At 71.2% G+C, this 23,213-nt stretch carries 23 protein-coding genes and 1 tRNA gene; 19 read left to right on the forward strand and 5 right to left on the reverse strand.

Annotated features, from left to right (window positions below):
• The first annotated feature begins 21 nt into the window (after positions 1-21).
• From BT98_RS0114205 to BT98_RS0114220, 4 genes are all read left to right on the forward strand, one after another.
• Positions 22-753, forward strand: coding sequence for an NAD-dependent deacylase (locus BT98_RS0114205; protein WP_019461220.1), 732 nt, complete (start codon positions 22-24; stop codon positions 751-753).
• The gene (locus tag BT98_RS0114210) at positions 720-1,319 is read left to right on the forward strand and encodes a uracil-DNA glycosylase family protein (protein WP_051004839.1); all 600 of its coding nucleotides are present in this window, start codon (positions 720-722) and stop codon (positions 1,317-1,319) included. The genes BT98_RS0114205 and BT98_RS0114210 overlap by 34 nt, the downstream gene beginning before the upstream one ends.
• Positions 1,316-2,365: a hypothetical protein gene (locus BT98_RS0114215; protein WP_019461218.1), complete on the forward strand. Its 1,050-nt coding sequence runs from the start codon at positions 1,316-1,318 to the stop codon at positions 2,363-2,365. Before BT98_RS0114210 ends, BT98_RS0114215 begins: the two co-directional genes overlap by 4 nt.
• A gap of 89 nt (positions 2,366-2,454) precedes the next feature.
• Positions 2,455-2,676, forward strand: a complete 222-nt coding sequence (locus BT98_RS0114220) for a hypothetical protein (protein ID WP_019461217.1) — start codon at positions 2,455-2,457, stop codon at positions 2,674-2,676.
• Between the two features lie 64 nt (positions 2,677-2,740).
• Here BT98_RS0114220 and BT98_RS0114225 read toward each other — a convergent pair whose 3' ends face one another.
• Positions 2,741-3,157, reverse strand: coding sequence for a metallopeptidase family protein (locus BT98_RS0114225; RefSeq protein ID WP_019461216.1), 417 nt, complete (start codon positions 3,155-3,157; stop codon positions 2,741-2,743).
• Positions 3,158-3,190: 33 nt separating this feature from the next.
• Positions 3,191-4,078: a tRNA glutamyl-Q(34) synthetase GluQRS gene (gene gluQRS / locus BT98_RS0114230; protein ID WP_027297252.1), complete on the reverse strand. Its 888-nt coding sequence runs from the start codon at positions 4,076-4,078 to the stop codon at positions 3,191-3,193.
• A 180-nt stretch (positions 4,079-4,258) separates the two neighbouring features.
• Here gluQRS and BT98_RS0114235 point away from each other — a divergent pair, with 180 nt between their 5' ends.
• Positions 4,259-4,960: an alpha/beta hydrolase gene (locus tag BT98_RS0114235; RefSeq protein WP_019461214.1), complete on the forward strand. Its 702-nt coding sequence runs from the start codon at positions 4,259-4,261 to the stop codon at positions 4,958-4,960.
• Between the two features lie 145 nt (positions 4,961-5,105).
• Positions 5,106-5,666 (forward strand): HNH endonuclease, encoded by a 561-nt coding sequence (locus BT98_RS0114240; RefSeq protein WP_026033204.1) that lies wholly within the window; start codon positions 5,106-5,108, stop codon positions 5,664-5,666.
• 70 nt (positions 5,667-5,736) lie between these two features.
• Here BT98_RS0114240 and BT98_RS26190 read toward each other — a convergent pair whose 3' ends face one another.
• The 3 genes from BT98_RS26190 to BT98_RS0114255 all read right to left on the reverse strand — a co-directional run bounded on the left by BT98_RS26190 (position 5,737) and on the right by BT98_RS0114255 (position 9,865).
• Entirely contained in the window at positions 5,737-8,427 is a 2,691-nt protein-coding gene (locus BT98_RS26190; RefSeq protein WP_019461212.1) for a carbohydrate-binding domain-containing protein, read from the reverse strand.
• A 385-nt stretch (positions 8,428-8,812) separates the two neighbouring features.
• The gene (locus BT98_RS0114250) at positions 8,813-9,286 is read right to left on the reverse strand and encodes a disulfide bond formation protein B (RefSeq protein WP_019461211.1); all 474 of its coding nucleotides are present in this window, start codon (positions 9,284-9,286) and stop codon (positions 8,813-8,815) included.
• Between the two features lie 24 nt (positions 9,287-9,310).
• Positions 9,311-9,865, reverse strand: a complete 555-nt coding sequence (locus BT98_RS0114255; RefSeq protein WP_019461210.1) for a DUF2937 family protein — start codon at positions 9,863-9,865, stop codon at positions 9,311-9,313.
• 202 nt (positions 9,866-10,067) lie between these two features.
• On the opposite strand from BT98_RS0114255, the gene BT98_RS0114260 reads away from it, so the two are divergent.
• From BT98_RS0114260 to BT98_RS0114320, 13 genes are all read left to right on the forward strand, one after another.
• A tRNA-Leu gene (locus BT98_RS0114260) sits at positions 10,068-10,153 on the forward strand.
• A gap of 274 nt (positions 10,154-10,427) precedes the next feature.
• Positions 10,428-11,378 (forward strand): glycine betaine ABC transporter substrate-binding protein OsmF, encoded by a 951-nt coding sequence (gene osmF, locus BT98_RS0114265; RefSeq protein ID WP_019461209.1) that lies wholly within the window; start codon positions 10,428-10,430, stop codon positions 11,376-11,378.
• A complete protein-coding gene (locus BT98_RS0114270) occupies positions 11,379-12,584 on the forward strand; it encodes an ABC transporter permease (RefSeq protein WP_019461208.1) in 1,206 nt (401 codons plus the stop codon).
• Complete coding sequence (locus BT98_RS0114275) at positions 12,581-13,537, forward strand: ABC transporter ATP-binding protein (protein ID WP_019461207.1); 957 nt, start codon at positions 12,581-12,583, stop codon at positions 13,535-13,537. The genes BT98_RS0114270 and BT98_RS0114275 overlap by 4 nt, the downstream gene beginning before the upstream one ends.
• Entirely contained in the window at positions 13,534-14,259 is a 726-nt protein-coding gene (locus tag BT98_RS0114280) for an ABC transporter permease (protein WP_019461206.1), read from the forward strand. Before BT98_RS0114275 ends, BT98_RS0114280 begins: the two co-directional genes overlap by 4 nt.
• A gap of 97 nt (positions 14,260-14,356) precedes the next feature.
• Positions 14,357-14,815, forward strand: coding sequence for a phosphatase domain-containing protein (locus BT98_RS28110; protein ID WP_390890112.1), 459 nt, complete (start codon positions 14,357-14,359; stop codon positions 14,813-14,815).
• Between the two features lie 312 nt (positions 14,816-15,127).
• The gene (locus tag BT98_RS0114290; RefSeq protein ID WP_019461204.1) at positions 15,128-15,409 is read left to right on the forward strand and encodes an acyl carrier protein; all 282 of its coding nucleotides are present in this window, start codon (positions 15,128-15,130) and stop codon (positions 15,407-15,409) included.
• A gap of 30 nt (positions 15,410-15,439) precedes the next feature.
• The gene (locus BT98_RS0114295) at positions 15,440-15,955 is read left to right on the forward strand and encodes a 3-hydroxyacyl-ACP dehydratase FabZ family protein (RefSeq protein ID WP_202801197.1); all 516 of its coding nucleotides are present in this window, start codon (positions 15,440-15,442) and stop codon (positions 15,953-15,955) included.
• Positions 15,955-17,145: a beta-ketoacyl-ACP synthase gene (locus tag BT98_RS0114300; RefSeq protein WP_019461202.1), complete on the forward strand. Its 1,191-nt coding sequence runs from the start codon at positions 15,955-15,957 to the stop codon at positions 17,143-17,145. The genes BT98_RS0114295 and BT98_RS0114300 overlap by 1 nt, the downstream gene beginning before the upstream one ends.
• Positions 17,146-17,150: 5 nt before the next feature.
• Positions 17,151-18,407 carry a beta-ketoacyl-ACP synthase gene (locus tag BT98_RS0114305; RefSeq protein ID WP_019461201.1) on the forward strand — a complete coding sequence of 419 codons (1,257 nt, stop codon included), beginning with the start codon at positions 17,151-17,153 and terminating at the stop codon, positions 18,405-18,407.
• Positions 18,408-18,516: 109 nt separating this feature from the next.
• Positions 18,517-19,539 carry a zinc-binding dehydrogenase gene (locus BT98_RS0114310; protein ID WP_019461200.1) on the forward strand — a complete coding sequence of 341 codons (1,023 nt, stop codon included), beginning with the start codon at positions 18,517-18,519 and terminating at the stop codon, positions 19,537-19,539.
• Between the two features lie 10 nt (positions 19,540-19,549).
• A complete protein-coding gene (locus BT98_RS0114315) occupies positions 19,550-20,482 on the forward strand; it encodes a lipid A biosynthesis lauroyl acyltransferase (protein ID WP_019461199.1) in 933 nt (310 codons plus the stop codon).
• 93 nt (positions 20,483-20,575) lie between these two features.
• Positions 20,576-23,122: a hybrid sensor histidine kinase/response regulator gene (locus BT98_RS0114320; protein WP_027297253.1), complete on the forward strand. Its 2,547-nt coding sequence runs from the start codon at positions 20,576-20,578 to the stop codon at positions 23,120-23,122.
• The last annotated feature ends 91 nt before the right edge of the window (positions 23,123-23,213 follow it).

Below are 23,213 nucleotides of genomic sequence, written 5' to 3' on the forward strand. Positions count from 1 at the left end.
GGCGCCGTGCCCCAAACGGGCATGGCCTCCCCGCCGAAGATCGTCGTCCTCACCGGTGCCGGCATCAGCCGGGAATCCGGCCTGTCCACCTATCGCGACCGGGATGGAATCTGGGCCAGGGTCCCGCTGGAGGAAGTGGCCCAGCCGGCGGCCTTCGCCCGCGATCCGGCCTGGGTGCATGAATTCTACAACGCCCGCCGTGCCCAGCTGCGCGAGGTCGAGCCCAATGCCGCGCACCGTGCCCTGGCGGCTCTCGACGCGCGCTGGCCGGGGGAGTTCCTGCTGGTCACGCAGAACGTGGACGGGCTCCACGGCCGGGCCGGTTCCCGCCGCCTGGTGCAGATGCACGGGGCGCTGCGCGAGGCACGCTGCACCCGCTGCGGCACGGTCACTCCCTGGGACGAGGACCTGTCCACCGCGACCGCCTGTCCTGCTTGCGGCCAAGCGGGCGGCCAAGCGGGCGGCCAAGCGGGCGGGATGCGGCCGAACGTGGTCTGGTTCGGCGAGATGCCGCTGCACATGGGGCGGATCGAGGCGGCGCTGGAGGAATGCGAGCTCTTCGTCTCCATCGGCACCTCGGGCAGCGTCTATCCGGCGGCAGGCTTCGTGGCCGGGGTGCGGAACCGTGCCGACACGCTGGAGCTGAACCTGGAGCCCTCCGCCGGGTCGGATCTCTTCGACGAGGCCCGGCACGGCCCGGCCACGCGGCTGGTGCCGGAATGGGTGGCGGAGGTCCTGGCCCGTTGGACCTGAAACGGGCGGAGACCGAGGCCCGCGCCTGCACCCTCTGCGCGCCGTGCCTGCCGCTGGGGCCGCGGCCGATCCTGCAGGTGGGCACGCGGGCGCGTCTGCTGATCACCTCCCAGGCCCCGGGTACCAAGGCGCATCTTTCCGGCATCCCCTTCCGGGACGCCTCTGGCATCCGGCTGCGCGACTGGCTGGAGCTGGACGAAGAGGTCTTCTACGACCCGGAGCGCGTGGCCATCCTGCCCACCGGCTTCTGCTATCCCGGCCGCCTGCCGCGCGGCGGGGATGCCCCGCCCCGGCCGGAATGCGCGCCGCTCCGGCATCCGCGCCTGCTGCCGCTGATGCCGGAGATCCGCTGCCGCCTGCTGGTGGGCAGCTATGCCCAGCGCCTCGTGCTCGGGCCGGGCAGCCTGGCCGAGCGGGTGCGGCGGCACGAGGACTTCCTGCCCCACTACTTCCCCCTGCCCCACCCTTCCTGGCGCACCCTCGCCTGGGCGGCGAAGAACCCTTGGTTCGAGGCCGAGGTCATCCCCCGGCTGCGCCAGGTGGTGCGGGAGATCCTGGCGGGATGAGCGCCGCCCCGGTCCCGTCCCGTCCCCGCCGGCCCTGGGCGGAACCGGCCCGCCCGAGGCTGCGGAACCTCCTGCTGGCCGTGCCCCTGTTCCTTTCCACCGGGGCGGCGAGCGCGGAAGGGCTGAGCGGGGCCGAGGCCACGGCCTTCCTGGCGCAATCCGTCTGCCTGGACGGCGCCGGGGCGCCGATCCCCGGCCGCCTGCCCTTCGAGCCCGGCTGCGACCGCCGCCGCCCCGCCCGGATCGAGGAGGTGCTGCCATGGCGCAAGACCGACTTTCCCGACAGCGGCGCCGCGCTGGCCCGGCCGCAGGGCTACATGGCCTCCGACGCCGTGGTCGGGCGGCTGCTGGGCCGTCCCGCCATCATCCAGACCTTCGACATCGGCGGCGGCTTCCAGGGCCATGAGTTCGGCCGCTTCGAGCCGGATGAGGGCGGGCAGGCCGCTCTGCTCAGCCCGGGCCCCAACGGGGTGGAGGCGGGTTTCGTGGTCACGCAGGACGGCGGACGGCCCGGCGTGCTGCAATGGTTCCTCTCCCCGGCCTGCCGCCCCGGCGCACCCCCGGCCCCGGCCTGGCTGGCCTTCGCCGGAGAGGTTCCCGACGGCCGCTGGGCGGAGCGGATCGCGCCCATCAACATCGCCGCCGCGCCCAATGCCTGCCCGCGCGATTTCGGCCGCGCCCTGACCCGCTGGCGGCGGGCGCGGATCGCCCTGCCGATGCGCTGGCATGACGACCCCACGCCCAGGAGCCTGCCGGTGGAGACGATCGTCTCCGAGCACTATGCCCGGCCGGAGATCGTCGCCTCCGACCACCTGGAACGCTTCTGGTTCGCCCGCGACCTCGGCATGGTGCGGTGGGAGCGCTGGAACAACGGCGCCTTCCTGGCCGACACGCCGGAACGGGGCCGCTGGTTCGCACGCACCGGCCGCTGCGGGCCGGTCCCCTTCTCGGAAAGCCCGGGCCCCGGCTGGGCGCTGGTGGATTGCCGGACATGGACCAACTTCTCCCGCCAGGGCGGACGCGTGGCGCCATGGCCGCTTCCCTGACGGCGGGGGTCATGAGCCCGGAGGCGCGGCGGAAGGGAGCCAAGTGCCCCCTGCCGCGTTACCGGAACATGTCTCCAGGGAGAACAGGCATGAACAACCCGAAGAAGCCGATCGACCACAGCGCGGACTGGGAGCACGCGCAGCGCCAGAACGAGCGCAGCTGGGGCGACGACCCGAACCTGCCGAACGAGGGGCAGGAGCAGTCCGACCGGCAGAAGCAGGAACGGACCGACGAGGATTACGGCATCGGCAAGGAAGGGACCGACCCCCGCCGTGACGAGGCCGGGCGCTCGCCAAAGAACCCGGTCTGAGGAACAGGGGGCGGGTGCTTGGCTCCGGCGCCGGGCTCCCGGCCCGTTCCGGGGCGGGGCGGCGTCAGCCCGGCGCGGCCTCGTCCCCCTCGCCTTCCAGCCGGGCGATTTCCTCGTCCGAGAAACCGAAATGGTGGCCGACCTCATGGATGATGACGTTCCGCACCAGACGGAAGAGATCCTCGCCGGTTTCCACCCATTCGACCAGGATCGGCTCCCGGTACAGCGTGATCATATCGGGCTCCCGCGGCAGGTCGCCGGTGGAGCGTTCCGTCAGCGGCACGCCGCGGTACAGGCCGGTCAGCTCCCAGGGATGCTCCAGTCCCATCTCCTCCAGCGTCTCGTCGTCAGGAACCTCCTCCACGGCGATGGCGAGGTTGCGCACGGAGACGCGCAGCTCCTCCGGCAGGGCACAGAGGGCGGTTTCGGCCAGGCTGGCGATATCCTCGGCCGAGGGCGGCGTGGTGTGGTGCGGAACCATGCGCGGAGGGGGGACATACTTCCCCCCATCCCGTCAAGCGGCAGGCGTCGCCCCTCCTGCCGGGGAGCCTTCCGCCAGGGCCAGGATCTCCCGGGGTGACAAGCCTTCCCGCAGGAGTTGCCGCACCGGCTTCGCGCCGTCCCGCTTCGCCAGCCGCTTCCCATCTGGCCCGAGAAGCAGCGGGTGGTGGGCGTAACGGGGTTCCGGCCAGCCCATCAGTGCCTGCAGCAGCCGGTGGATGTCGGTGGCGGCCCGCAGGTCCTCGCCCCGCGTCACCAGCGTCACGCCCTGAAGCGCGTCGTCATGCGTGACACAGAGGTGGTAGGAGGCCGGGGCGTCCTTGCGGGCCAGCACCGCGTCGCCGAAACGGGCCGGGTCGCAGCGGACCCGACCATGTCCCTGTTCCGCGTAGGAAAGCGGGCCATCCAGGGTGGCAAGGGCCGCCGGCATGTCCAGCCGCAGCGCGTGCGGCTCCCCGGCCGACAGGCGGCGGGCGCGTTCCGCCGGATCCAGCCGGCGGCAGGTGCCGGGATAGGCGGGCCCCTCCGGCCCGGCCTCCCCCGGATGCGGGGCCGCGCCGCTGTGGGCGATCTCGCGCGCGATCTCCGCGCGGGTGCAGAAGCAGGGATAGAGCAGGCCGCGCCGCGCCAGGCTGTTCAGGACCAGGCGGTATTCCGGCAGGTGTTCGGACTGCACCCGCACCGGACCATTCCAGTCCAGGCCAAGCGCCCGCAGGTCCTCCCCGATTGCCGCGCGGTATTCGGGGCGGCAGCGGGTCGGGTCGATGTCCTCGATGCGGAGCAGGAAGCGCCCGCCCGCCCGCCGCGCCGCGCGCCAGCCTTGCAGGGCCGAGCGCACATGGCCGAGATGCAGGTAGCCCGTCGGACTCGGGGCGAAGCGTGTGACCACCTCCGCTGTCATGACGCCGCTCCGCCGCGATGCGTGCCGGCTGCGGATATGGCGATGCCTTGGTCCAACGGAGCGGGATGGGGTTCGCGGGGCATCGGAGGGTCCTGAACGCCGGGCAGGCGGGGCAGGCTCTATAGCCGCTCCCTGCCCAGGAGAAGACGAGCCGGGGAAAGCGAGGAAGGAGAAGATGGAATGGCGCAGGAGAGTTCCAACATCCTGCCGGAAGGTCCGGAGCCAGGGCGTGGCCCGGCGCGGAGCTGGGGCCCGCCCTCTGGCCGGACGCCCCGCCAGCTCGTGCTGCTGCTGCACGGCGTTGGAGCCCGGGGCGACGACCTGCTGCCCTTCGCCCCCGCCCTGGGCGGGGTCCTGCCGGATGCGCTCTTCCTGGCGCCGGATGCGCCGGAGCCCTATGACGGCGCGCCCTTCGGCCGGCAATGGTTCTCGCTGGAAGACCGCCGCCCTGCCGTGCTGGTGCCCGCCATCCGGGCCGCCGCGCCGCTGCTGGCGCGGCGCATCGCCTTCTGGCTGGACAGGCTGGGGCTGGATTCCGGGGCGCTGGTGCTGCTCGGCTTCTCCCAGGGCGCGATGATGGCGCTGCATGCCGGGCTCCGCCTGCCGCATCCGCCCGCCGCCATCCTGGCCTATGCCGGGGCGCTGCTGGACCCGGAGGGGCTGGAGCGGGAACTGGTGCGCCCGCCTCCGCCGGTGCTGCTGGTGCATGGTGAGGTTGACCCCGTGGTCCCGGCCGAGGCCTCCCGCCGCGCCGCACTCCGGCTGCGGCAGTTCGGCGTGCCGGTGGAGGCATTGTTCGAGCCGGGGGTGGACCACACCATCTCGCCGGAAGGCATGATGGCGGGCGCGGCCTTCCTGCGGCGTTGCATGAAGCCTTCGTGACCTTTGCGGCACAAGCTGTTGCGGCGTGGCCCACCGCATGGCAAACCAGCCACACACATCGGACGGCGCCACTTCATCTGGGGCCTGATCGTCCGGACAGGCCCCAGCGCTGGTGGTCCCGTCCCTCCGGGATGGGGAGCCACACTTGCCTGACGGTGGTCAAACTTTCCCAGCACTGGTGCTGAACGCGGATTTTCGGCCGCTTTCCTATTATCCGTTGTCGCTCTGGTCCTGGCAGGACGCGGTGAAGGCCGTGTTCCTGGACCGTGTCTCGGTGCTCAGCGAATACGAGCATGAGGTGCGGTCTCCGACTCTCACCATGAAGCTGCCTAGCGTCATCGCCCTGCGGGAATACATTCCCTCGGCGCGCAAGCCGGCCTTCACGCGCTTCAACGTCTTCCTGCGCGATCACTTCTCCTGCCAGTACTGCGGTGATGGCTTTCCCACGCCGGAACTGACCTTCGACCATGTGATCCCCCGCTCCCGCGGCGGCCGGACGACCTGGGAGAATGTCGTGACCGCCTGCGGCCCCTGCAACCTGCGCAAGGGATCCCGCCTGCCGCGGGACTGCCAGATGATCCCGCGCGTGACGCCGCGCCAGCCCACCTCCTGGGAGTTGCAGGATAACGGTCGGGCCTTCCCGCCAAACTACCTCCACCAGAGCTGGCGCGACTACCTGTACTGGGACAGCGAACTGGAAAGCTGACGGGACACCCTGTCGCGCGGGAGGCGCCCGGCCATGGGACAGGCGCCTCCCGGGTTCTGCCTGCTGAGCCTCAGCTGAACAGGAAGTCGCTGGCGTGGAAGCCGGCGACGGTCATGTTCTTGAAGACGACGCTCTCCCCGCCGTCGAGGGTCATGACGACGCTGGTGCCGGACTGCTTCATCGCGGCATGGGCCTCGGCCCAGCTGTCCACGCCGAAGCCCAGCAACTGGATGACGTCGCCCTCCGCATGGCTGAAGTCCACGACCGTGTCGCGGCCGGCGCCATCGCTCTTCTGGAAGAGGAAGGTATCGGCCCCGGCACCGCCGAAGAGCACGTCATTGCCGGCGCCGCCGGCCAGCGTGTCCTTGCCGGCATAGCCATAGAGCGTGTCGTTGCCCGCCATGCCCTTCAGCACGTCCTTGCCGTCGCTGCCGTAGAGGAGGTTGTCCTGGGCATTGCCGGTGCCGGTCAGGCCCTCCGCCGTCAGCTTCAGGCGTTCGACATTGTCCGTCAGCGTATAGCTGATCGAGGCATAGACCCGGTCGTCGCCAGCATTGGCGGCCTCGACCACCACGTCGCCGGCATTGTCCACGATATAGGCGTCATTGCCGGCGCCGCCGGCCATGTGGTCCGCGCCGGTGCCGCCATTCAGCGTGTCGTTGCCGTCGCCACCCTCCAACGTGTCGTTGCCGGCATTGCCGTAGAGGACGTCGTTGCCGGCCATGCCCTTGAGCGTGTCGGCGCCGTCGCTGCCGTAGAGGACGTTGTCCTGGGCATTGCCGGTGCCGGTCAGGCCCTCGGCCGTCAGGTTCAGGCGTTCGACATTGTCGGTCAGCGTATAGCTGATCGAGGCATAGACCCGGTCGTCGCCGGCATTGGCGGCCTCTGTCACCACGTCGCCGGCATTGTCCACCTTGTAGGTGTCGTTGCCCGCGCCGCCCGCCATGTGATCCGCGCCGGTGCCGCCGTCGAGGTAGTCGTTGCCCGCGCCGCCGTTCAGCGTATCGGCCCCGTCCTTGCCGTAGAGGTTGTTGCCCACGTCGTTGGCGGTGATCACGTTGTCCAGCGCGTTGCCGACGCCCTTGAGCGCCGCCGAGCCCGTCAGCACCAGGTTGTCCGCGGTGGATGCCAGGGTGGTGCTCACCGCGCTGCTCACCGTGACCGGCGTCTTGCCCGCCACGATCTGGTCGGTCAGGGAGACGGCATAGTCGATCGTGCGGTTGTAGGTGAGCCAGGAGGCACTGGTCAGCAGCTCGTTGCCGTCCACGAGGATCTGGTCGACATAGGCGTTCCGGTCGGTGCCGGCGGCGCCGCCATAGGCGTCGTTCAGGAACTGCACCGAGATGGTGTGGGCGCCGGCATCCCAGTGGCCGCTCAGGGTCAGGTCCTGGGTCTGGCCGCTGCCGTGCTGGGCGGCGACGGTGACCGTGTCGCTCATCGCCACGCCGTCGATGAAGACCTTCACCTGGGCATCGCCTTGCCAGCTGTCCCCCGACAGCTTCAGCGTGATCGTGTGCGCGTCGGTCGTGGTGCTGCTGTCCGGCGGGATGGCGACGCTCTTGGCATCCGCCATCTCGATGACCAGCGGGTGGTCGGTCAGGCTGATCTGGAGCTGGCTGACATTCGAGTAGGTGCTCTGGGCGTCGGTGCCGAGGAGCGGGTCATAGACCTTCACGGTGCCGAAGACGTGGTCCAGCGTCACGGTGACCGTGGTGCTCTTGGCCGCGATCTCGGTGAGGGTGGTGCTGTCCCAGAGCTTCTGCTCGTTCCATACGGCCAGCTCGTAGGTGCCGGAGGACTTCTCCAGCAGCAGCGTGTTGCCCGTGGCCGGCAGGCCCGAAACCGAGTAGCCCAGCGTGCCGGTGGTGAAGCTGTCCGAGGTGCTGCCGGTGTCGGATAGGATCGTGGTCAGGTTGTGGATGGCCATCGCCGCGGGCTTGGCCGACCAGTCATAGTTGAAGAGGCCGTAATGCGCCTCCTGGTTGGTGTCGGTAGAGTCCTGGAAGGAATCCACCAGCTCGTAGAGGTATGTGGCCTTGTAGCCGAGCTTGTAGGTGTCCAGCAGCAGGTTCAGCGTGTACTTGGCCTGGACCGCCTCGCTCACGCCCTGGTTGCCGGCGCCGGAGGTCTGCGTCGGGTAGCCGGATTCCGTGATGACCATCTGCTGGCCAGGATTCATCTGGTTGGCCATCGGCACGTAGGTGCTGAGCACGGAGTAGGAGGTCGCGCCGCCGCCGTAGTAGATATGCGCGTTGCCGTAATCGGCATTGGCCGAGTTGTCGCCATAGGCCGCGAAGCTGCCGGAATCCGAGGCCGCGACGCTGAAGTTGATGATCGGCACGTCCTTCAGCGCGGCGCTGGAGCTCACATAGTCGGCGATCAGCTTCTGCACCGCCCGGGCGCCGGCGATGCCGCCCACGCCGTCCAGCGTGGCCTCCCAGTAGTTGACCTCGTTCGGCCCCTCCAGGCTGCGCAGATAGGGCGCGAGCTTCTCTACCAGGGCGAACTGGTTGGCGTAGGTGTCGCCCTGAACGCCCACCATCATGTCGAGCTTGATGCCGTTCTCGCCCAGGTAGGCCAGGCGGTCGAGCTGCAGCGAGGCATAGCCCGCGGCGTCGCGCACGTTGCCGATGCCCAGGTACTGGAGCGAGGCCAGCACCTGATCGATGTCGTAGTAGGGCGTGTCATAGAACTGGGAGTGGATGTTGACACCGAGGGAGTCGATGAAATCCCCGACGCGGGAAGCCGTCGTGCTGGCCATCTTTGCAACCTATGGTTGTGCTGAAGGACAAAATTCTTCCGTGCGGGGCAGAAATGGACACTCTTCCTAGGTGTCATCTCTCATCCGCTTGCAACCATAGGTAGCACTTACGAACACGATTACGAGAGAAATTAATCATCAATTCGTGAATTTCACGTTTTCGCGGGTTAAAGGTACCAAAACGTTCCTACTATGTTCCAAAACGCCGCATGATTATGGGTCATAAAGCCTCTTCCGAAGCTTATTGTCGTTCCGAAGAAAAAAATGGACGTTATCGGACGGGCCGCCCGGCGGCCAATGACTGCCCAGGATTGCCGGATGGATATGTCTGGGCAGGCACCCGGCGGCCCGTGTCGGCGGCACCCCGCTCCCGGACCGGAACCGGTCAGGCGTGGCGGCGCAGCGCCCCCTGGAGTCCGAAACCGCCCAGCAGGAGCGCGTAGAGCAGGTTCAACTGAGCCATGGTAACGGGCAGCCCTGGGATCAGGTAGGTCGGCGCGTCACAGGGCTTGTCGGGCTTGGCCGCCATGGCCTTCAGCATGTCATCCACGCTCAGGCCCAGGGAGGCCGTGGGAGCCTGGCAGGACGGCAGGGGCGACGGCCACCATTGCTGCTCCACACCGATATGCAGCACCGCGAGACCGCCCGACACCAGCACGGCGAGGGCCGCCAGGACCAGCAGGCCGCGCGAGCGCAGGAGAGCCGCCAACAGCGCCAGCAGCACCGCCACCCAGTAGGGCCAGCGTTGCCACAGGCAGAGGGCGCAGGGTGCGAGGCCCATGAAGGTCTCGGACGCCAGGGCGGCCAAGGGCGCTGCGGCGGCCAGCACGGCCAGCGACAGGGAGGAGCGGCGAATCATGGCCGCAACGCTGCGTCCGCTCCGTCAGGTGGGCAAGTGACGACGCCGCCTGCGCCGGGCGAGGCTGCCCGGCAGCGAGATCACGGCTTGCGCCAGGAACAGGCCGAGCACCAGGCCGCAAAGCCCGTAGGTGGCGGCGGCACTGCCGAGGATGAGCTGCGGCACGTGGGTGTCCATCGCCGTCCGCAGCACGGCGCGCTTGTCGGCATCGGGCTCGCTGATCAGGTCCCAGGCCGCGTCCAGCGGCTGCAACAGCGGCGGCGCGCTCCCGATCCGCTCATGCGCCCGGCGCAGCGCCTCCGCCTTGGCGACCGAAACAGCCAGCCCTTCGGCATTCGAGGGCTCGGCCTGCCGCAGGGCACCGATCACGCCCTCGTCCGTGTCCGTCGCCAGTCCGTAGAACTGCCGCGCCTTTTCCTTGCGCTGCTCGATGTCGCGGCGCGCATCCTGGCTCACCTGCTGCAAGGCGGCGTCATAGGCATGTGTCAGCGCCGGGATCTGCATCGCCGCCACGCCGAGGACCAGGGCCAGCCCGATCCGCAGCGAATCGGAAAGCCAGCGCCCGATGAAACCCACCATCCGCCTCTCGCCTCCACGCCGGGACAGCCTGGAAAGCACCCGCCCCCTGCCGTGGTTGCGGAGGGCCGGATGTCCTTGGGGGACAAGCCGTTTCTCCGGCCCGGCCGCGGTTGACTGCGCCCCCGCTTCCCGTAAATCTCCCGCCGCCGACGGGGGTTCTCCGAGGTGGCCGGCAGCCATCGCGGGCGCCTCCCCGGCGTTTGGGGGCGTGGTGGAACGGTAGACACGAACGACTCAAAATCGTTTGCCTTCACAGGCTTGCCGGTTCGAGTCCGGCCGCCCCTACCAATATTCGTGACCGGGGAACCGCCTTGGGACCGGCGGCCCGGAAGGGCGTCGGAGTTCGAGTTCCTCCGGGGGTACCGGGCCCCGTGCCGCAGGGCGGTGGATCCCACGGCCAGCCGCCTCCGGAACGGCGTCATCGCAAAGGCGTGTGCGCCGGATGCCTTCGTGCCATCTTCCGCCGGCAGGGCCACGGGCTATGTAACCGTCTGTCCCCGGCCATCCCGCCGTGGGCGCGCCATGCCGCCCGGGGCTCCGGGCGAGATGCGAGGAGCCCTGGATGACCCCCGCCCTCTCCCGCCGCGCCGTCCTCCTGGCCGGCCTTGCCCTTTCCCTGCCGGCCCTGCTGCCCCGGTCCGCCCGCGCGCAGGCCGCCTCCGGGCGCCCGGTCGTGGTGGGTTCGAAGCTGGACACGGAAAGCGCCCTGCTCGGCCAGATGATCGCCCTGGCGCTGGAGGCGCAGGGGGTGACGGTGGAGCGAAAGCTGCAACTGGGGCCGACCCGCATCCTGCGCGCCGCGATCCTGAACGGCGAGGTGGATGTCTATCCCGAGTACACGGGCAATGGCGCCTTCTTCTTCCAGATGGAGGATGACCCCGCCTGGCATGACCCGCAGGCCGGGGCGGAAAAGGTGCGGGCGCTGGACCTGGAGCGCAACAAGCTGGTCTGGCTGACGCCCGGCTCGGCCAACAACACCTGGGCCATCGCCGTGCGGCAGGATCTGGCGAAGGACGCGAAGCTGGAAAGCCTGGAGGACCTCGCCCGCTACCTGAAGGGCGGCGACAGCACCTTCAAGCTGGCCGCCTCGGCGGAATTCGTGGAAAGCCCCGCCGCCCTGCCCGCCTTCCAGAAGGCCTATGGCTTCACCCTGCCGCCCGAAAGGCTGCTGGTCCTGGCCGGCGGCGACACGGCGGTGACGATGCGCGCGGCAGCGGAGCGGCTGAACGGCGTGAATGCCGCCATGGTCTATGGCACCGATGGCGCCATCCAGGCGCTGGAGCTGAAGGTCCTGGCCGATCCCAAGGGTGCCCAGATCGTCTACCGTCCCGCCCCGGTGGTGCGCCAGGCGGTGTTCAACGCCCATCCGAAGATGGGCGACTGGCTCAAGCCGGTCTTCGACTCGCTCAGCCTGGAGGTGCTCCAGAAGCTGAACGCCAAGGTCGTGGTGGAGGGCGCCAACCCGCGCGACGTGGCGCAGGCGCAGTTGCGCAACCTCGGCGCGGCGCGCTGAATGGCGCGCAGCGCGGCGCTGCCGGCGCTCCGCGACCGGGCGGCCCCGGTCCCGATCCCGCGCGAGGCCCTGGCCGCGGGGGTACTCCTCGCCCTGGCGGCGCTCGCGCCCTTCCTGCTGGGCTGGCTCTCGGTGGCGCCGAATCGGCTAATCTCGCCGCGCCCGGTGGCGCTGCCGCTGACGCCGCCGGTCTGGGCGGCCGTGGCGGTCTTCCTGCTGTCCGCCCTGGTCGCCGCGGCCCTGGCCCGGCGCGCGGCGCTGCTGCCCTGGGCCGAGGCGCTGGTGGCGCTCGCCGTGCTCGCCATGCTGGCGGCCACGGGCCTCGGGGCTGCGGCGGCCCTGTCGGAGGCCTCGCCCGTCGCCCGTGCCGCTCCGGCGGCCGGGGTCTGGCTGGGCCTGCTGCTGTCCGCCCTGGCGGCGGGGTGCTGCGCCGCCGGGCGGGGCGGCACGCCGGGGCGCTTCCTGCTGGCCCTGGGCCTGGGCCTCGCGCTGCTGGTGGGCAGCGGCCTGCTCGATTCCCTTTCCCTGCTGCGGGAGGCCGCCTCGCGCGGCGCCGAGTTGCGGGGCGCCCTGCTGGAACATGTCTTCATCGCCGCCGCCTCGCTGCTGCTGGCTTCGCTGGTGGCGGTCCCGCTCTCGGTCCTGGCGCTGCGCCGCCCCAGGCTCGAAGCCATGCTGCTGGGCTTCGCCAACGGCTTGCAGGTGGTGCCCTCCATCGCCCTGTTCGGACTGCTGATGGCGCCGCTGGCGGCGCTCGCCACCGCCTTTCCTGTCCTGCGCGCCCTCGGCATTGGCGGGATCGGCCCGGCCCCGGCGGTGCTGGCGATCGGCGGCTACCTGTTGCTGCCGCTGGCGGCGGGGGTGCTGTCCGGGCTGCGCGCCGTGCCCGCCCCGGTGCTGGACGCCGCCACCGGCCAGGGGCTCGGCCCGTCGCAGATCCTGTGGCGGGTGCGGCTGCCGCTCGGCGCCGGGATCGTGCTGGGCGGGCTGCGCACGGCGGTGATCCAGGCGATCGGCCTTGCCACCCTGGCGGCGCTGATCGGCGGCGGCGGGCTGGGACGGCTGGTCTTCCTGGGCGTCGGTCAGCTGGCGACGGACCTGATCCTGCTCGGCGTGCTGCCGGTGGTGGCGCTGTCGCTGGCGGCGGATGCCGGGCTGGCGGCGCTGCAATCCTGGCTGTCGCGGCGCCATGGCGGTGCGGCATGATCCGCTTCGAGGGGGCCACCAAGACCTATGGCGCCCGCCGCGCCGTGGATGCCGTCAGCCTGGAGATCCGGGACGGGCGGTTCTGCGTGCTGCTGGGCGAATCGGGTTCCGGCAAGTCCACGCTGATGCGGATGGTGAACCGGCTGGTGCGGCCGGATGGCGGCCGCGTGACGCTGGACGGCCGTGACGTCGCCCAGGCCGATCCGGAGGCGCTGCGCCGGGGGATCGGCTACGTGATCCAGTCGGTGGGGCTGTTTCCGCATTGGCGGGTGGCGGAGAACGTCGCCACCGTGCCCCGGCTGCTGGGCTGGGACGCGGCGCGGATCGCCCGCCGGGTGGAGGAGCTGCTTTCCCTGGTGGGGCTCGATCCGGAGCGCTTCGCCGCGCGCTGGCCGCACGAGCTCTCGGGCGGGCAGGCGCAGCGGGTCGGGCTGGCGCGGGCGCTGGCGGCGGACCCGCCGGTGCTGCTGATGGACGAGCCCTTCTCCGCCCTTGACCCCAGCATCCGCCGTAGCCTGCAGCGGGAGATGCGCGCCATCCATGCCCGCACCGGCAAGACCATCCTCTTCGTGACGCATGACGTGGAGGAGGCGCTGACCCTGGCCGACCAACTCGCCGTGCTGCGGGACGGGAAGCTGGTGGCCAGCGGCACCCCGGCCGAGGTGCTGGAACGGCAGGCCGATGGCGCGGTGCGCGAACTGCTGGGCGAGGAGGCACTGGCCTTTCACCGCCTCGCCACCCAGCCCGCCCGGCGCCATGCCCGGGCGGTGGCGGAGCCCGGGGAAAGCGACCTGCCCCTGCTGCCGGCGGAGGCCACGCTGAAGCAGGCGCTGCTGTTGATGCTGGACCGGCGGACGGATCGCCTCGTGCTGGAGGCGGAGGAAGCCGGCCCGCCACGCATCCTGCACCTGGGCGACCTGCTGTCCCCGGCTGGGGACCGGGCGCGGGCATGAGGGGCCGCCTGCCGCGCCTTCTGGCCGAGGCGGCGCTGTTCCTGCTGGCGCTGCTGGCCGCGCCGCATCTGGGCGCGCTCTGGGGCGGCCTTTTCCCGGAGGTGTCGCGCCCGGTCTGGACCTCGGAAAGCTGGTTCGTCCTGCTCGGCAGCCACCTCGCCCTGTCGCTGGGCGCAGCCCTGGCGGCGACGGCACTGGGGCTGGCGGCAGGCGTGCTGGCCAGCCGTCCCACCGGGCGCCGGCTGCGGCCGCTGCTGGACGCGCTCTTCTCCCTGGCCCAGTCGGTGCCGCCGGTGGCGGTGATCGCCCTGGCCCTGCCGCTGCTGGGCTTCGGTGCCGCGCCCACCCTGCTGGCCCTGGTGCTCTACGCCGCCCTGCCGGTGATGCGGGCGGCGGCCGGAGGGCTGGATGCCGTGCCCGGCCCGGTGCGCGACGCCGCCCAGGGGCTTGGCCTGGGACCGGCGCGGCAGCTTTTCCAGGTCGAGCTTCCGCTTGCCCTGCCGGTGATCCTGTCCGGCCTGCGCATCGCGGTGGTGCTGTCCATCGCCACCGCGGCGGTGGGGGCGGTGGCCGGGGCGCGCTGCCTGGGTACGCCCATCGTGGTCGGGCTGTCGAACGGCAATCCCGCCTGGGTGCTGCAAGGCGGCATCTTCACCGCTTGGCTGGCCCTGCTGGCGGACCGGGCCCTGCGCCTGCTCGCCCCGGCCCGGCCCGGCCTCTGACCGCCCGGGGAGACGCACCGCCATCGAGACCGGCCCCCATTCCAACCGGACGCCGCCCCCGGAGCTGACGCCCCTGCCCTGGCCACCGCCGGGCGCGCTGGCCGTCACCCATTGCCCGGGGTGCTACGGTGATCTCGCCGTCGACCTGGCCGCCCTGCGGCGCTGGGGGGCGAACTGGCTGCTCAGCCTTTGCAAGCCGGGCGAGTTCCCCGATGCCACGGCGCTGGAGGCGCGGCTCGCCCGCGCGCATATCGGCTGGGTCCGCTTTCCCATCCCGGACTGCGGCATCCCCGCCCCGGGCCAGGGCTGGCGGACGCTGGCGGACCAGACCCTGGAACGGCTCGATGCCAGGGAAAGGGTGGCGATCCACTGCTGGGGCGGCCGGGGCCGTTCCGGCACCCTGGCCGCGGCGCTGCTGCTGGCCCGGGGGCTGTCGGCGCCAGAGGCCATCGCGCAGGTGCGACGGGCAAGGCCGAGGGCGATCGAGGCGGCGGAACAGGAGGCCTGGGTGCTGGCCCAACAGGGCTGGCGGAGGCCAGGGACCGGCCGTGGCTAGATCATGTCGCCGGAACCCATGCCTTCGCCGCGTATGCCCGGCGCCATTTGTTCGGGATTCGAATTCAAGCTTCCGGGGGCGATGGCGGCCCAGGGCGACCGGCCCAGGGCCGGATGCTCCGCGCGCCCGCAAGAGCCATCCGGCTCCCGGGGTGCCCATCGAAAAGGGCGGGGCCGCAAGACCTATGGACACCCGCCCCCATTCCGGTCCATCACCCGCCCCCTGTTCCGACCGACGCCCTCGTCTTCCCACCCGGGATTTTTCCGGGCCGGGAGGTACGGGCGGCGACCCTTGCCCTTTCAGGAGCCGTCCATGGCCTCGGCCTTCGAGCGCATCGCCGACATCATCGCCGCCAATTCCGAAGTCCCGCGCGACAAGATCACCCCCGACAGCCATGTGATCGACGATCTGGGCATCGACAGCCTGGACTTCCTCGACATCGTCTTCGCCATCGACAAGGAGTTCGGCATCAAGGTGCCGGTCGAGAAGTGGACGCAGGACGTGAATGCCGGCACCGCCCCGGCCGAGCAGTACTTCGTCATGAAGAACCTCGCCGCCCGGGTCGAGGAACTGGTGGCGGCCAAGAGCGCCTGACGCCCGCGCTTCCCGGCATCGCCGGAAAGGATGGCCAGAGACGGAGGACGCCCGGTGCGCCTGGAATACTTCATGATGGTGGACCGGGTGCGGTCCTTCGACGGCGACGCCATCGCGGTGGAAAGCACCGTGCCGGAGGCCTCGCCGGTTTTCGAGGGGCATTTCCCCGGCCATCCGCTGGTGCCGGGCGTGCTGCTGGTGGAAACCATGGCCCAGGCCTCGGGCTGGCTGCTGCTGGCGCGCAACGGGCTGTCCGCGATGCCCTTCCTCTCCTCGGTGAAGGAGGCGAAGTTCCGCTCCTTCGTGGGACCGGGCGCGAAGCTCGAGGTCACCGCCCGGATCGTGCATGACGGCTCCGGCTATGCCGTGACGGCGGCGCGCATCGAGAGCGGCGGCAAGCGCCTCTGCGATGCCGAGATCATGCTGCGGATCATGCCCTTCCCCGCCCCGGAACTGGCCCAGGCGATGCGCGAGCGCGCCGCTTCTATCGGCCTGGACGCGGCGTTGGCCGCCACCCGTTCCTCTCTCCAGGAAGCCCCCCGCTGATGCGCCAGCGAGACGTCGTCATCACCGGCATCGGCCTCGTCACCTCCCTGGGCGAAGGAAACGACGCGCACTGGGAAGTGCTGCACGCGTCGGATCGCCGCCCGGTGCTGGACGAAACGGGCTTCGCGCCCTGGACGGTGCATCCCCTGCCCGCCCTGGACCTCGACCGGCAGATCCCCAAGCGCGGCGACCAGCGGCAGATGGAGCCCTGGCAGCGGCTGAACACCTATGCCGCCGGCCTGGCGCTGGACGATGCCGGGGCGCGCGGCCTGGTGGGCGAGACGCATCTGGTGGTGGCCGCCGGCGGCGGCGAGCGCGACGTCGCGCTGGACGAGCAGATCACCGCGGAACTGGCCCAGAGCAGCGACCGGGGTGCCCGGCTGAACGAGATGCTGGCCACCGGCCTGCGGCCGACGCTGTTCCTGGCGCAGCTTTCCAACCTCGTGGCCGGCAACATCTCCATCGTGCACGGCGTCACCGGCTCCTCCCGCACCCTGATGGGGGAAGAGGTGGCCGCGGCCGATGCGCTGCGCATCGCCCGGGCGCGGATCGGCGAGGGGCGCGGCGAGATCGCGCTGGTCGGCGGCGGCTTCGCCGCCTCGCGCTGGGACATGCTGATCCTCTATGCCCGCAGCGGGCTGTGGCAGGGAGGGTTCCGCCCCCTTTCCGAGCGCGAGGGCGGCGGCATGGTGCTGGGCTCCATGGCCGCCTATCTCGTGCTGGAAGCCGCCGAGCATGCCCGCGCGCGCGGCGCCAGGGCGCTCGCCCGGCTCGATGCCGTGGCCACGGATTCCGCCCGCCGTTCCGCTCCTGGCCAGTCCGCCGCAACCGCCACGGCGCTGCTGCCGCTGGTGGGCGGCCCGGCCCGTGCGGTGATCTCCGGCGCCTCCGGCGCCCCCGCCGCCTGGGCCGAGGAAGAGCGCTTCCTGGCCTCGCTCGGCGATGGCGTGGCGGCGGCGGTGCCGCGCCGCACCGGCAGCCTGCTCGGCCATGGGCTGGAAGGCACCTTCATGGTCAACACCGCCCTGGCGGCGCTGGCGCTGTCGCGCGGCGGCTTCTACCCGCCGATCGACCCGGCGGACCCGGAGGCCGGAACGGGCGAGGCCGCCGCACCCGATCGCATCCTCGTCACCGGCTTCGGCCAGTGGCGCGGCGAGGCCCTGGCCAGCCTGTCGAAAGCGGAGGCGTGAGCGCCATGCAGGACCATTGCGGGCGGCCCCTGGTCGCCGTCACCGGCATCGGCGCCGTCACCCCGCTGGGCTTCGGCGTGGCGGAAAGCTGGTCCGCGCTGCTGGCCGGCCGTTCGGGCCTGCGGCGGATCACCCGCTTCCCGACCGAGCACCTGCGGACCAGCATCGCCGGCACGGTAGACCTCCCGGAGGAGGCCGGGCGCGAGCCCTTCTCCACTCCCGTCCGGGTGGAGCGCATTGCCGCGATCGCCGTGCAGGAGGCGCTGGAGATGGCCGCGCTGGGCCAGCCGGGCAGCTTCCCCGGCCCGCTCTTCCTCGGCATGCCGCCAGTGGAGATGGAGTGGCCGGAGCGCTTCACCCTCGCCCGGGAGGCCGGCCCCGGCTATGCCGCGATGACCCGCGCGGCGATCGGCCATCCGGAGATCCACGAGCGCATCCTCTATGGCGGCATCGGCGAGCGCCTGGCCGAACGCTTCGGCACGCGCGGCGCACCGGTGGCCATCACCACCGCCTGCGCCACGGGCGCCTCCTCCATCCAGCTCGGCGTCGAGGCCATCCAGCGCGGCGAGGCCACGGCCTGCATCGCGGTGGGCGCGGATGGCACGGTGCAGCCGGAATCGCTGATCCGCTTCTCGCTGCTCTCGGCCCTGTCCACCCGCAACGAGGAACCGGAGAAGGCCTCCCGCCCCTTCGAGAAGAACCGCGCGGGCTTCGTGATGAGCGAGGGCGCGGCGGCGCTGGTGCTGGAGGATTACGACAGCGCCGTGGCGCGCGGCGCCCGCATCCTCGGCCTTGTTTCCGGCTGCGGCGAACGGGCCGACAGCTTCCACCGCACCCGTTCCAACCCGGACGGCAACGCGGTGATCGGGGCCATGCGCGTGGCCCTGTCCGATGCCGGGCTGAAGCCGGGGGACATCTCCTATGTCAACGCGCACGGCACCGGCACGCCCGAGAACGACAAGATGGAGAATCTGGGCATGCGCGCCGTGTTCGGCGAGGACGCGCCGCCGATTTCCTCCAACAAGTCGATGATCGGCCATACCCTTTCGGCCGCCGGGGCGCTGGAGGCGGTGTTCTCGCTGCTCACCATCCGCGACGGCCGCCTGCCGCCCACCATCAACTACGACGAGCCCGATCCGAGCATCACCCTGGACGTGGTGCCGAACGTGGCACGCGATGCCCAGGTGAAGCACGTGCTGTCCAATTCCTTCGGTTTCGGCGGCCAGAACACCTGCCTCGTCCTCTCGGCGGAACCGCGCTGATGCGCTCCTGTCGTGGAGCATCGAAGATGCGCGGCGTGAATCGGGGTGCCCGCCTACACCCCGATCGTGAAGCATCGAAGATGCGCAACGTGAATCGGAGTGCCCGCTGATGCGCGCCCTGCGCCTGCATGGCGACCGCGACCTGCGGATCGACGACATCGCCCCGCCCCCGCCGCCCGGCCCGGGCGAGGTGCAGATCCGCCCGCTGGCGGTGGCGCTGAACCACATCGATGTCTGGGGCTGGCGCGGCATGGCCTTCGCCAAGCGCAACCTGCCCCTGGTGACGGGCGCCGAGGCGGTGGCCGAGGTGGTCTCGGCCGGCGGGGGCGTGACGGGCTGGAAGGCGGGCGACCGCGTGGCCCCCTATGGCGCGCTCACCTGCGGCCATTGCCGGGCCTGCCGCGAGGGGCGCGACAATCTTTGCGAGAATGTCGGCGGTGTGATGGGCTTCCATCTCGACGGCTTCGCGCAGGAGCTGGTGAACATCCCGGCGCGGCTGCTGATCCGCGTGCCGGAGAATGTCACGACCAACGACGCCGCCTGCGCCACCATCACCTTCTCCACCGTCGAGCACATGCTGTTCGACAACGCGAAGCTGGAGCCGGGCGAGACCATCCTGATCCAGGCCGCGGGCTCGGGCATCGGCACGGTGGCGATCAAGGAGGCCAAGGCCATCGGCTGCACCGTCATCGCCACGGCGGGCGACGACGAGAAGTGCGCCAGGGCAAAGGAACTCGGCGCCGACCATGTGGTGAACTACAACACCCAGAACTTTCCCACCGTCGCCCGGCGCGTGACCGGAAAGCGTGGCGTGGACGTGGTGTTCGAGCATGTCGGCGCCTCGACCTGGGCGGGCTCGCTGCTCTCGCTGCGGATGGGCGGGCGGCTGGTCACCTGCGGCTCGACCTCCGGCGTCTCGGCCGAGACCAACCTGATGATGATCTTCCAGCGCCAGCTCCGGATCTTCGGCTCCTTCGGCGCCTCCATGCGCAACGTGGCCGACGGGCTGGCCAAGATGGCGGGCGGCATGACGCCGGTGCTGGACACGGTGATCCCGCTGGAACGCTTCACCGAGGGGCTGGACCGGTTGGAAAGCCGCCGCGTCTTCGGCAAGATCGTGGTGACGCTGTAGGCCCGGTATCGTGACTCCGGAACTCCGCTACCGCTGGCGCAAGGCCCAGCTCCGTGCCCTCCGGTGGCGCGACGGCGCGCTGGCCCTGCTGGTGCGCGGCGCCTTCGCGGCCATGCGCGCCATGGGGCCGGACCGCGGCCCCCGCTTCGGCGCTACCGTGGCGCGGAAGCTCGGCCCGCTGTTCAAGCAGCATCGCATCGCGCTGGAGAACATCCGCGCCGCCTTTCCGGAAAAGGACGAGGCCTGGCACCGGCGGGTGGCGATGGAGGCCTGGGACAACCTGGGCCGCACCGCCTGCGAATACGTGCATCTGGGCAGGATCTGGGACCTGACCGAGGAGCGCCGCCCGGGTGGCCGCATCGAGATCGACGACGCGACCTACGCGCGCTTCCAGGAGGTGCGCCAGAGCGGCGGACCCGTGGTGGTCTTCGCCTCGCATCTCGCGAACTGGGAGCTGCCGGCCGTGGCGGCGCGCAAGCACGGGCTGGACACCGCCGTGCTCTACCGGACGCCGAACAACCGGGCGATCGCCGAGCTGATCATCGGCATGCGACGTGACCTGATGGGGGAGATGGTGCCGGCCGGCATCACCGCCCCGACCAAGCTGGCCAAGGTGCTGCAGGCCGGCGGCATCGTCGCCATGCTGGTGGACCAGCGCTTCAGCCGCGGGCCGGTGATCGATTTCCTTGGCCGCCCGACCCCGGCCAACCCCCTGCTCGCCAACCTCGCCCGGCGCGTCGACTGCCCGGTGCGGGGCGTGCGCGCCATCCGCCTGCCCGGCGGACGCTTCCGCGTGGAGGTGACGGAGCCGCTGGACCTGCCGCGCGACGCGGAGGGGCAGATCGACGTCGCGGCGGCGACGCAGGCGATGAACGACGTCATCGCCGGCTGGATCCGCGAGCATCCCGGCCAATGGCTCTGGATGCACCGCCGCTGGCGCTGAGCGCCGCCCCGGCACCGTCCTCACGGGCACCATCTTCACGGAATCTTCGTGACCGGGGCCTTATGCCATCGCCGTGATTGAAGCGGGACGACGATGGACGAGCTGCTCGCCGATTTCCTGACGGAAACCAATGAAGGGCTGGTGGCCCTCGACGACGCGCTGCTGCGGCTGGAGCGAACGCCGGAGGACTGCCAGACTCTTTCCGAGATCTTCCGCCTGGTGCACACGATCAAGGGCACCTGCGGCTTCCTCGGCCTGCCGAGGCTGGAGCGCGTCACCCATGCGGCGGAGAACCTCCTCGGCCGCTACCGCGACGGACAGCTCCCCGTCACCTCGGCCGGCGTCACGCTGATCCTTTCGGCGCTGGACCGCGTGAAGCTCATCGTCGCCGATATCGCCGGCACCGGGGCGGAGATGGAGGGGGAAGACGCCGCGCTGCTGCACGCGCTGGACGAGGCCTATGCGGGACGGCTGGCCGAGACCCCTGGAGCCGCCGCGCCGGTGCCAGCCGCGCCCACGCCCCCCGTGCAGCCGCCGCCCGAAGCCGCCGCCCCCGTTCCGCCCGCACCGCCCCCACCCGCCGAGCCCCCGGAGGCCGCCCCTGTGGCGGCGCAGCAGACCATCCGCGTCTCGGTGGAGGTGCTGGAGGAGCTGATGGTGCTGGTGAGCGAGCTGGTGCTCACCCGCAACCAGCTCCTGCAAAGCGTGCGCGGACGCGACGACGCCACCCTGTCGGTGCCCCTGCAGCGCCTCTCCCACATCACCTCCGACCTGCAGGAAGGAGTGATGAAGACGCGCATGCAGCCCATCGGCAATGCCTGGCAGAAGCTGCCGCGCCTGGTGCGCGACCTGTCGCACGAGCTCGGCAAGCGCATCGAGCTGGAGATGCGCGGCGCCGAGACGGAACTCGACCGGCAGGTGCTGGAGATGATCCGCGATCCGCTGACGCACATGGTCCGCAACAGCGCCGACCACGGGCTGGAGGATGCCGGGCAGCGCCGCGCCGCCGGCAAGCCGGAGACCGGGCGCATCCTGCTCAACGCCTATCATGAAGGCGGGCACATCATCATGGAGGTGGGCGACGACGGACGCGGCCTGCCGCTGGATCGCATCCGCGCGAAGGCGCTGTCGCAGGGCCTGGCGACGGAGGCGGAGCTCGCCGCCATGGGCGAGCGCGACGTGCAGCGGCTGATCTTCCATCCCGGTTTCTCCACCGCCGCCGCCGTCACCGCCGTTTCCGGCCGCGGCGTCGGCATGGATGTGGTGAAGACCAATATCGAGCGCATCGGCGGCACGGTCGAGGTGCATTCGCGCGAGGGCAAGGGCAGCACCTTCGTGGTGAAGATCCCGCTGACGCTCGCCATCGTCTCCGCGCTGGTGGTCCAGGCGGGGAGCGAGCGCTTCGCCATCCCGCAGATCGGCGTGCTGGAGCTGGTGCGCGTGGGCGGCAGCGGCGCCCGGATCGAGCGCATCAAGGACGCCGCCGTGCTGCGGCTGCGCGACCGGCTGCTGCCTCTGGTCTCCCTGTCCGGCCTGCTGCGGCTGGATGGCGGGGCGGGCGAGGAAGGCGGCTTCGTCGTGGTGACGCAGGTCGGCAGCGACCTCTTCGGCATCGTCGTGGACCGGATCTTCGATGCCGAGGAGATCGTGGTGAAGCCTGTGGCGCCGATCCTGCGGCACCTCACCGTGTTCAGCGGCAACACCATCCTGGGCGACGGCACCGTCATCATGATCGCCGATCCCGCGGGCATCGCGCGCGCCGCCGGCATCGGCAGCGACCGCGGGCTGGAGGCGGAGCGCAAGCCCGCCGCGGCGCGCGCCGCCAGCGCGGCCTCGGCCCTGCTGCTCTTCACCGCCGGCGACGCCACGCCCAAGACGGTGCCGCTGGCCCTGGTGTCGCGGCTGGAGGACATCCCGGTGGAGCGCATCGAGTTCTCGGGCGGCCGCTGGATGACGCAGTATCGCGGCAGGCTGATGTCCCTCGTGCCGCTCTCGCCGGGATGGGCGCCGGGCCTGGCCGGGACGCGCCAGGCGGTGCTGGTCTTCACCGAGCGCGACCGCGCCATGGGGCTGATGGTGGACAGCATCCTGGATGTCGTCGAGGACGGCCTGCGGATCGAGCAGGCCTCGACCTGCCCCGGCTATCTCGGCACGGCGGTGATCGCCGGCCGTGCCACGGAGGTGCTGGACTGCGCCTGGTGGCTGGAGCAGAGCGGGGAAGGCTGGTTCGAGGCCGGCACCGCCCGGATGCGCCTCCTGCTGGTCGAGGACAGCGCCTTCTTCCGCGGCGTCGTGGCTCCCATGCTGTCCGCCGCCGGCTACCAGGTCACGGCGGTGGCGAACGGGGCGGAGGCGCTGCGGCTGCGCGAGACGGAGGAAGGCTTCGACGCCATCGTCTCCGATATCGAGATGCCGGAGCTGGGCGGCATCGAGCTGGCCCGCACGCTGCGCCAGGGTGGCGCCTGGTCCGGCCTGCCGATGATCGCGCTCAGTTCCCGCACCACGCCCGAGGCGATCCGTCAGGCGCGCGAGGCGGGCTTCACCGACTATATCGGCAAGCTCGACCGGGAAGGGCTACTGGCCTCCCTGCGGCAGTGCCTCGGCACGCCGACGCAGATGCCCGCCATGGCGATGAAGTGAGGAGACGGCCATGAGCACGACCGAGGCGGTCCGTTTGGGCCCTGCCCGGGAAGGGTCCCCCCGGGACATGCCATCCCGGGACATGCCATCC

The sequence above is a fragment of the Roseomonas mucosa ATCC BAA-692 genome (genome assembly GCF_000622225.1).
In the GTDB taxonomy this organism is placed as follows: Bacteria; Pseudomonadota; Alphaproteobacteria; order Acetobacterales; family Acetobacteraceae; genus Roseomonas; species Roseomonas mucosa.

Excerpts from the sequence above, each read along its gene's own strand:
- BT98_RS0114320 (WP_027297253.1), top strand. The coding sequence starts at position 20,576 with ATGGACGAGCTGCTCGCCGATTTCCTGACGGAAACCAATGAAGGGCTG.
- BT98_RS0114250 (WP_019461211.1), bottom strand. The coding sequence starts at position 9,286 with ATGATTCGCCGCTCCTCCCTGTCGCTGGCCGTGCTGGCCGCCGCAGCG.
- BT98_RS0114220 (WP_019461217.1), top strand. The coding sequence starts at position 2,455 with ATGAACAACCCGAAGAAGCCGATCGACCACAGCGCGGACTGGGAGCAC.
- BT98_RS0114235 (WP_019461214.1), top strand. The coding sequence starts at position 4,259 with ATGGCGCAGGAGAGTTCCAACATCCTGCCGGAAGGTCCGGAGCCAGGG.
- BT98_RS0114215 (WP_019461218.1), top strand. The coding sequence starts at position 1,316 with ATGAGCGCCGCCCCGGTCCCGTCCCGTCCCCGCCGGCCCTGGGCGGAA.
- BT98_RS0114225 (WP_019461216.1), bottom strand. The coding sequence starts at position 3,157 with ATGGTTCCGCACCACACCACGCCGCCCTCGGCCGAGGATATCGCCAGC.
- BT98_RS0114290 (WP_019461204.1), top strand. The coding sequence starts at position 15,128 with ATGGCCTCGGCCTTCGAGCGCATCGCCGACATCATCGCCGCCAATTCC.
- gluQRS (WP_027297252.1), bottom strand. The coding sequence starts at position 4,078 with ATGACAGCGGAGGTGGTCACACGCTTCGCCCCGAGTCCGACGGGCTAC.
- BT98_RS0114205 (WP_019461220.1), top strand. The coding sequence starts at position 22 with ATGGCCTCCCCGCCGAAGATCGTCGTCCTCACCGGTGCCGGCATCAGC.
- BT98_RS0114300 (WP_019461202.1), top strand. The coding sequence starts at position 15,955 with ATGCGCCAGCGAGACGTCGTCATCACCGGCATCGGCCTCGTCACCTCC.
- BT98_RS0114270 (WP_019461208.1), top strand. The coding sequence starts at position 11,379 with ATGGCGCGCAGCGCGGCGCTGCCGGCGCTCCGCGACCGGGCGGCCCCG.
- BT98_RS0114275 (WP_019461207.1), top strand. The coding sequence starts at position 12,581 with ATGATCCGCTTCGAGGGGGCCACCAAGACCTATGGCGCCCGCCGCGCC.
- BT98_RS0114210 (WP_051004839.1), top strand. The coding sequence starts at position 720 with ATGGGTGGCGGAGGTCCTGGCCCGTTGGACCTGAAACGGGCGGAGACC.
- BT98_RS0114255 (WP_019461210.1), bottom strand. The coding sequence starts at position 9,865 with ATGGTGGGTTTCATCGGGCGCTGGCTTTCCGATTCGCTGCGGATCGGG.
- BT98_RS0114280 (WP_019461206.1), top strand. The coding sequence starts at position 13,534 with ATGAGGGGCCGCCTGCCGCGCCTTCTGGCCGAGGCGGCGCTGTTCCTG.
- osmF (WP_019461209.1), top strand. The coding sequence starts at position 10,428 with ATGACCCCCGCCCTCTCCCGCCGCGCCGTCCTCCTGGCCGGCCTTGCC.
- BT98_RS0114305 (WP_019461201.1), top strand. The coding sequence starts at position 17,151 with ATGCAGGACCATTGCGGGCGGCCCCTGGTCGCCGTCACCGGCATCGGC.
- BT98_RS26190 (WP_019461212.1), bottom strand. The coding sequence starts at position 8,427 with ATGGCCAGCACGACGGCTTCCCGCGTCGGGGATTTCATCGACTCCCTC.
- BT98_RS0114295 (WP_202801197.1), top strand. The coding sequence starts at position 15,440 with ATGGCCAGAGACGGAGGACGCCCGGTGCGCCTGGAATACTTCATGATG.
- BT98_RS0114310 (WP_019461200.1), top strand. The coding sequence starts at position 18,517 with ATGCGCGCCCTGCGCCTGCATGGCGACCGCGACCTGCGGATCGACGAC.